At 59.4% G+C, this 7,628-nt stretch carries 7 protein-coding genes; all 7 read left to right on the top strand.

Annotated features, from left to right (window positions below; translation table 11 throughout):
- On the top strand, nucleotides 1-786 hold a 786-nt coding region (locus ACTH3D_RS11815; RefSeq protein WP_441667323.1), incomplete at its 5' end, for an NAD(P)/FAD-dependent oxidoreductase.
- Nucleotides 787-861: 75 nt separating this feature from the next.
- Entirely contained in the window at nucleotides 862-2,004 is a 1,143-nt protein-coding gene (locus tag ACTH3D_RS11810) for an ABC transporter ATP-binding protein (RefSeq protein ID WP_441667322.1), read from the top strand.
- A 10-nt stretch (nucleotides 2,005-2,014) separates the two neighbouring features.
- Nucleotides 2,015-2,932 carry an ABC transporter permease gene (locus tag ACTH3D_RS11805; RefSeq protein WP_441667321.1) on the top strand — a complete coding sequence of 306 codons (918 nt, stop codon included), beginning with the start codon at nucleotides 2,015-2,017 and terminating at the stop codon, nucleotides 2,930-2,932.
- On the top strand, nucleotides 2,929-3,726 hold the full coding sequence (locus ACTH3D_RS11800; RefSeq protein ID WP_441667320.1) for an ABC transporter permease: 798 nt from the start codon (nucleotides 2,929-2,931) through the stop codon (nucleotides 3,724-3,726). The genes ACTH3D_RS11805 and ACTH3D_RS11800 overlap by 4 nt, the downstream gene beginning before the upstream one ends.
- 25 nt (nucleotides 3,727-3,751) lie before the next feature.
- Nucleotides 3,752-4,996 carry a threonine ammonia-lyase gene (locus ACTH3D_RS11795; protein ID WP_441667319.1) on the top strand — a complete coding sequence of 415 codons (1,245 nt, stop codon included), beginning with the start codon at nucleotides 3,752-3,754 and terminating at the stop codon, nucleotides 4,994-4,996.
- 72 nt (nucleotides 4,997-5,068) lie between these two features.
- A complete protein-coding gene (locus ACTH3D_RS11790; protein ID WP_441667318.1) occupies nucleotides 5,069-6,130 on the top strand; it encodes an ABC transporter substrate-binding protein in 1,062 nt (353 codons plus the stop codon).
- A gap of 9 nt (nucleotides 6,131-6,139) precedes the next feature.
- Nucleotides 6,140-7,504 (top strand): glutamine synthetase family protein, encoded by a 1,365-nt coding sequence (locus ACTH3D_RS11785; protein ID WP_441667317.1) that lies wholly within the window; start codon nucleotides 6,140-6,142, stop codon nucleotides 7,502-7,504.
- Nucleotides 7,505-7,628: the final 124 nt, after the last annotated feature.

The raw sequence follows: 7,628 nt of genomic DNA, 5'->3' as shown, positions 1-7,628 counted from the left end.
CGGGTGGTTACCGACGCTTATTCGGCGGTGCTGTCTGACGACGAGGGTGGCCACCTTCACCCGCTGAACTATACGCTGGGTCTGGCTCGGGCGGCGCAGCGTGCCGGGGTGCGTATACATTCCCGCAGTGGCGTGACCAACATTCGCCGCGGGCAGCCGGCAAGCGTGGAAACAGCGCTTGGCAGTGTTCAGGCAGAGCATGTCATACTCGCCGGTAATGCCTATCACTCCGGTCTGGTGCCGGAGCTCAACGGGCGTTTGATGCGTGCGGCCAATTACATGATCGCCACTGCACCGCTCAGCGAGGCGCAGGCGGCTCAGGTGCTACCGTGCAACGATGCGCTGGCCGACATCAACTTCGTGCTCGACTACTATCGGCTGTCGGCTGCGCGTCGGCTTATCTACGGCGGTCAGGTCAGCTACGATGGACGTGAACCGTCAGGCTTGCAGGCGCGCATGGATGCCAAGATTGCCCGACTGTTTCCGGTGCTGGCGGGTGTGCCGATCGAATACCGCTGGGGGGGGGATGTGGGGATCACGCTGAACCGTGCGCCGGATTTTGGGCGGCTAGACAGCAACTTCTACTATGCCCAGGGTTACTCCGGCCACGGCATGGCCATGGCAGGGCTGGCTGGTAAGCTGCTGGCCGAGACAATCGCCGGTCAAAGAGAGCGTTTTGATGTCTTTTCCGCCATGCCGCACCGACGCTTTCCGGGCGGAGATATATTGCGCAAACCCTTATTGGTACTGGCGACCAATTTCTATAAACTGCGCGATCGGCTATAAGTTAGTCCGTCGGCCAGTTTCCTGTTCGTTAACTTAAAATCAAAGGTTTAGGCACATAACGTAAGAGGACGCTTGATGAGCGATATCTCCACCGAGGGCATCTCGGAAACATCGACCCAGCGCCCGGCCGTAGCTCCGGCACAGGAGCAAAGTGTCAATCGCACTGCATCGTCGATAGAGATGCGCGGATTACACAAGCGGTTCGGGCGCGACACTGTGGCGCTGGATGGCGTTGATCTGACCATCCAGGCCGGTGAGTTTTTTACCCTGCTGGGGCCATCGGGCTGTGGCAAGACCACGCTGCTGCGTATTCTGGCCGGTCTGGAAGAGCCCGATGACGGCAGCCTGGTGATTGGTGGCAAGGATATTACCGAGACGCCGCCGCATAAGCGCAGCGTCAATACCGTCTTTCAATCCTATGCACTGTTTCCACACCTCTCGGTGCGCGACAATTTAGCCTTTGGCCTGAAAATGCGTGGCGTGTCGGCGGCTGAGCGCGAGCGGAAAGTGGCCGAGATTGCCGGCTTCATCAAGCTGGGGCAGCTGGTTGAGCGGCGTGTGGATCAGTTGTCTGGCGGACAACGTCAGCGCATCGCTCTGGCCCGGGCGTTGGTCTGCGAGCCAGCCGTGTTGCTGCTCGATGAGCCGCTTTCTGCGCTGGATGCTGGCCTGAGAAGCCAGCTTCAAGTTGAGCTCAAGCGGGTGCAGAAGCGCCTTGGCATGACCTTCGTATTTGTCACCCACGATCAGGACGAAGCCATGGTGATGTCGGATCGCATCGCCGTGCTCGACGGGGGCAATATCCAGCAGGTTGGGACGCCCGCCGAGGTGTATGAGCGGCCGGCCACGGCTTTTGTGGCGCGCTTCATGGGCCATGAAAACCTGTATGCCATTACCGCGAGTCACGGCAACTGGGTGGAAACCCCGCTGGGCCGCTTGACGCTGGAGCCGTCCGAACAGCGTGATGCCCAAGACGGCTGGCTGCTGATCCGACCTGAAACCCTTGAGCTTGGCCAGAATCTGCCCGAAAGCTACAACCGCCTGCAGGGGGTGGTGAAAGAGCGCCTGTATCGCGGCAGCCGGATTGAATACCGGCTGACAGTCGGTGACATCACCCTGATGGCGGTGGCCAGTAATCTGGGCCAGCGGATTCATCACGTGGGTGATCAGGTAACCATTGGCGTGTGCCCTGAAGACTTGGTGCGCGTCGCATCCTGAGGAGGTTGGTATGAATGCAGCGTCCCAGTTGCGACGTCGCCACCCGAGCGTCAGGGAAACCCGCCACCTGCTGTTTACCGTGGCACCAGGCGCCGCTTGGATCATGGTGTTTCTGGTATTACCTAGCCTGTACCTGATGGCTGTCGCTTTCATGACCAACGGCCCCTACGGCTTGCCGCAGATGCCGCTGTCGCTGGAGTCGTTCAAACGCCTGGCGGGCTTCGGCTTTTTGGGCTGGAGCCCGGGCAATCTCTACACGTTATTGCGCTCGCTGTGGCAGACACTTATCGCCACGGGGCTGGTGGTGATCGTCGCTTATCCGATTGCCTATTACATCACCACCTGCCGCGAGAGGTGGCGGCCAATCATGCTGTTGTTGGTGGTGGTGCCTTCCTGGACCAATCAGGTGATCCGTACCTTCGGCTGGATGAACCTGCTGGCGCCGGGCACGCCGCTGTCTTCGTTGGCCGAGAGTCTGGGTTTCATTGCGCCGAACATGGGGCTGTATCCGTCCTCGTTTGCGGTCACCCTGGGGCTGGTGTACAACTTTCTTCCGTTCATGGTGCTGCCACTGTATGCCGCCTTTGAAAAGCTCGACAAGGCTCAGGTCGAGGCGGCACAAGACCTGTATGCCACGCCGCTGCGCGCTTTTTGGCATGCGGTGTTTCCTCAGACCCTGCCGGGCCTGTTGGCCGGCGTGGTGCTGGTGGCCATACCTGCCTTTGGCATGTACGTGATTCCGGAGCTGCTGGGCGGTGGCAAGTCGTTGATGCTGGGTAACCTGGTGGCCAACCAGTTTTCGGGTGGCTCCAACTGGCCGCTGGGTGCAGCAGGTGCCATCCTGATGTTGATCGCGACCTTTATCGGCCTGTTTGCCATGCGGCGTATCGGCAAACGGCTGGGCGGCGGCGAGCAGGTAGTGATATGAAAAAACGTACTCTGAAAAGAGCATTAAGCGGCTTCTGGTGGCTGACACTGATCTTTTTGTACCTGCCGCTGGCCGTGGTGGTGCTGTTCTCCTTCAACGCCTCCAACAGTGCGGCCAGTTTCACTGGTGTATCGTTGCGCTGGTATCACCGGCTGCTGGGAAACGAGGCGATCATTTCGGCGTTTACCAACAGCATGGTGCTGGCGCTTGTTTCCTCGGTGGTTGCGCTGGTGATCGGCTGTCTGATCGGCTACGGCATGTACCGCCACCGCCACCGCAAGCTGGGTTGGCTGATTGTGCTGATTTATCTGCCTATCGTGCTGCCGGATATCGTGTTCGGTATTTCCGAGATGGCATTTTTCGTCCAGGTCAACCGCCTGACGGGGCTCTTCCAGCCAGGCCTTGGCACCATGATCATCGCTCACGTGACTTTCCAGATTCCCTTTGTGGCGCTGATTGTCTACTCACGCTTCGTGGGGCTGGACCCGACGCTGTTTGAAGCAGCTACCGACCTTTATGCCACGCCGGTCAAGCGGGTGCTGCACTTTATGCTGCCGACTCTGAAGCCGGCGTTGATCTCGGCATTTTTCTTGTCGTTTACCCTGTCAGTGGATGATTTTGTGATCAGTTTCTTCACCTCAGGGCCGGAAAGTGCCACGCTGCCGATCTATATCTGGAGTGCGATCAAGAAGGGCGTGTCGCCCGAGATCAACGCCATCGCTTCGCTGATGATTGGCGCAGTCGCCATTGCTGCCATCTTCAGCATGGCCATCAGCCGCCGTCGGCAGGCCTGAGAGCGTGCCCAAGGAGAACAAGACAATGAGCGCCACTCAGACAGTCACCCTGGACGATATCCAGCGCGCCGCCGAGCGTACCCGCGAGCACCTGGTGCATACGCCCTGTCTGTACTCAGCCATTCTGTCGCAGTTGACCGGTTGCGAACTGTATATCAAGTTCGAGAACCACCAGTTCACTGCCTCCTTCAAGGAGCGCGGCGCGCTCAACCACCTGCTGCAGCTTGATGACGCGCAGCGACGTCGCGGCGTAATTGCCATGTCGGCGGGCAACCACGCCCAAGCCGTGGCCTATCACGCTGCCCGACTGGGTATTCACGCCACCATCGTGATGCCCCGTAATACGCCCAATACCAAGGTGCGCAACACCCGCAATCACGGTGCCGAGGTGCATTTGGAAGGCAATAGCCTCGACGAGTCTGCTCGCTATGCCCATCGACTGGCCGCCGAGCATCACCTGACCTTCGTTCATCCTTACGACGACCCGCATGTGGTGGCAGGACAGGGTACGGTGGCGCTGGAGATGCTCGAGGCAATAGACGATCTCGATTGTCTGGTGATTCCTATCGGTGGCGGCGGGCTCAGCGCTGGTTGTCTGGTTGCCGCCAAGGCGTTATGTCCTGATATCGACATCATCGGCGTCGAGTCGCGTCGCTTTCCCTCCATGAGCCAAGCGCTGGCCGGTGAGCCGATTGTGTGTGGTCGCACCACCATTGCCGAAGGCATCGCCGTGGGCCAGCCGGGGACTCTGCCTCAGGCACTGCTGCGCGGGCGCCTCAGCGAGATCCTGTTGGTTGGCGAGCTGGAGATCGAAAATGCCATCCTTCAGCTGCTGGAAATTGAAAAGACCGTGGCTGAAGGCGCAGGAGCGGCAGGATTGGCCGCTATACTCGAGTATCCAGAACGTTTTCGTGGTCGGCGGGTGGGGCTGGTGTTGTGTGGCGGAAACCTGGACATGCAGGCGTTGTCGTCGGTCATTCAGCGCGGCCTGGTCCGCTCGGAGCGCATCGTGCGCGTGCGCGTCGGTATTCCTGACGTGCCAGGCGGTCTGGCTGATCTCACGCGTCTGCTGTCAGAGCTGCGCGCCAACGTCATCCAGATCAGCCATCAGCGCGCCTTTACCGACCTGTCGCTGCGCTCCACCGAGATTGAGGCGACCCTGGAAACCCTGGGCAGCGAGCATGTCCGGGAGATCATCGACGGTCTGCGCCAGGAAGGCTACGATGCAGTGCTGCCAGCCAATGAGATCCATCCCCTGGAACGGCGTTGAATAGAATAACTGCGCTGAAAAAGCGTGAACTGCTTGCCATGGGAAGTCCCACAGGGAACCGAGGAGTATGCAATGACAATGAACAAGACCCGACTGGCCATAGCTCTGAGCAGCCTCATGCTTGCCAGCGCGGCGCAGGCCAAGGAGAAGCTGTACCTGTTCAACTGGACCGAGTACATGGACCCGGAGATCATCTCGGCCTTTGAAGAGGAGTACGACGTTGACGTGGTGCAGAACTACTTCAACTCCAACGGCGAGATGTTTGCCAAACTCAACAGCGGTGGGGCGTCGCAGTACGACATCATCGTACCGTCGCATTATTTCGTGCCGCGACTGATCGATACCGGTTTGGTGCAGGCGCTGGATACCGACCAGCTGGACAACCTTGCCAATGTCATGGAGCAGTTCCGCGACCCGACCTACGATCCCGGCGCGCGCTACTCGGTGCCGTATCAGTGGGGTACCACCGGTATTGTGTATAACACCGAGACCTTCCCGGAGGCGCCCAGCAGCTGGTCGCTGGTGTTTGATCCTGAGGTCAACGCCGACTACCCGTTTTCAGTGGTTACCGATGGTCAGGTCAATCTGGGCTCGGCCTGTGCCTATCTGGGCAAGGGCTTTGATTGCACCGATGTGGACGACTGGAAGGAAGCCGCGCGTCTGCTGATCGAGACCAAGGGGCGCAAGAACTTCTCCGGCTTTACTGATGGCACACCCACGCTACAACAGCTGGCACGTGGCGTGGCGCATGTGGGTATGAGCTTCAATGGCGACTATCTGCACTTCAAGGAAGAGAGCCCCGAAGCGTTCAGCACGCTGGCCTTCATGATTCCCGAAGAAGGCGCGGAGATGTGGGTCGACTCGATGATGATTCCGGTCAATGCGCCGCACCCTGAGTTGGCGCACAAGTTCATCAACTTTCTGCTCGACGCCGAAGTCGGTGCCCAGCTTTCCAACTACAACTACTACAGCAGCCCCAACGCGGCGGCCGAGCCGTACCTTGACGAGGTGCTGACCGTACCGCCGGTTACACCCAGCGATGAGGAAATGAGTGTGCTGCGTTTCACCCCGAGCCTTGAGGGCGAGCAACTGCAGATATTCCAGCAGTTGTGGTCAGAGGTCCAGTCGCGGTGAGGTGCAGGTATGAGTGACCGTCAGGCACATAGTGTCTTTACCGACTGGTTCCAGCAGCGCGGTATAACCGAAGTGGAATGCTTGGTCTCAGATCTGACCGGCATTCTCAAGGGAAAAATCATGCCGGCCGCGAAGTATCTGAATGGCGGCCGTCCGCGGCTGCCTGACTCCATCTTTATCCAGACCGTCACCGGTGGTTACCCCGACGACGAAGACATTCAGTTCTGGAATCCGGCCGAGCGTGACATGGAGCTGGTGCCCGACCCCAACGCCATCTTTCTGGTGCCCTGGGCAGAGGACCATACCGCCCAGATCATCCACGACTGTTACTACCTCACCGGCGAGCCGGTCGAACTGGCACCACGCCATGTGCTCAAACGCATCCTGGCGCTGTATGAAGCCCGTGGTTGGAAGCCAGTGGTGGCGCCTGAGGTCGAATTCTATCTGGTCAAGACCAACACCGACCCGGACTATCCGCTGGAGCCGCCGATTGGCCGCACTGGTCGCCAGGAAAGCAGCCGCCAGTCGTTTTCGATAGACGCGGTTAACGAGTTCGACCCACTATTCGAGGACATGTACGACTACTGTGATGCCATGAATCTTGACCTGGATACTCTGATTCACGAAGAAGGTGCCGGGCAGATGGAAGTCAACTTCCAGCATGGTGATCCGTTGGCGCTGGCCGACCAGGTCGTGATGTTCAAACGCACTCTGCGCGAAACCGCACTGCGGCACGGTATGTACGCCACCTTCATGTCCAAGCCCATGGCCAATCAGCCGGGCAGCTCTATGCACCTTCACCAGAGCCTGCTGGACAGTGAAGGCCGTAACCTGTTCAGTGATGAAAAGGGCCAGCCCAGCCAGCAGTTTCTGCACTTCATCGGCGGGCTTCAGCATTATCTGCCGGCGGCCATGCCGCTATTGGCGCCTAATATCAACTCCTACCGGCGATTTGTGCGGACCGACACCAGTGGTTCCGCGCCAATCAACGTGGAGTGGGGTATCGACAACCGCACAGTAGGGCTGCGTGTGCCGGTGTCATCGCCCCAGTCCATGCGCGTGGAAAACCGCCTTGGCGGGGCTGATGCCAACCCGTATCTGGTCATGGCGGCGTCACTGGCCTGCGGGTACTTGGGCATGGCTCACCAGCTTGAAGCACGGCCCGCCACTATCGGCCCGGCCTGGGCCGATGGCAGCAAACTCCCCAGAGACATCGGGCGTGCCCTGGACACCATGAAAGACTGCCAGCCACTGGCTGACATCCTCGGTGAGCGCTTTACCCACAGCTACCTGGCTGTCAAACGCGCCGAGCATCGAGAATACTTCCAGGTCATTAGCTCCTGGGAGCGTGAGCATCTGCTGTTGCGGGTATAGCACTCGCCCTTATCAGATATTTACCGAAAGGTTTTTTCTTGTAGTGAAGCGGCCTGAAGGCCGCTCCTGGTGCGCCCGTGAAGGCGTGCACACAGTGCGGTGAAAGTCCGCTCCGGGGTAAGCC

Origin of the sequence: Halomonas sp., from assembly GCF_052095765.1 — a bacterium.
GTDB lineage: Bacteria > Pseudomonadota > Gammaproteobacteria > Pseudomonadales > Halomonadaceae > Halomonas.
This window is presented reverse-complemented; position numbering and strand designations above follow the sequence as displayed.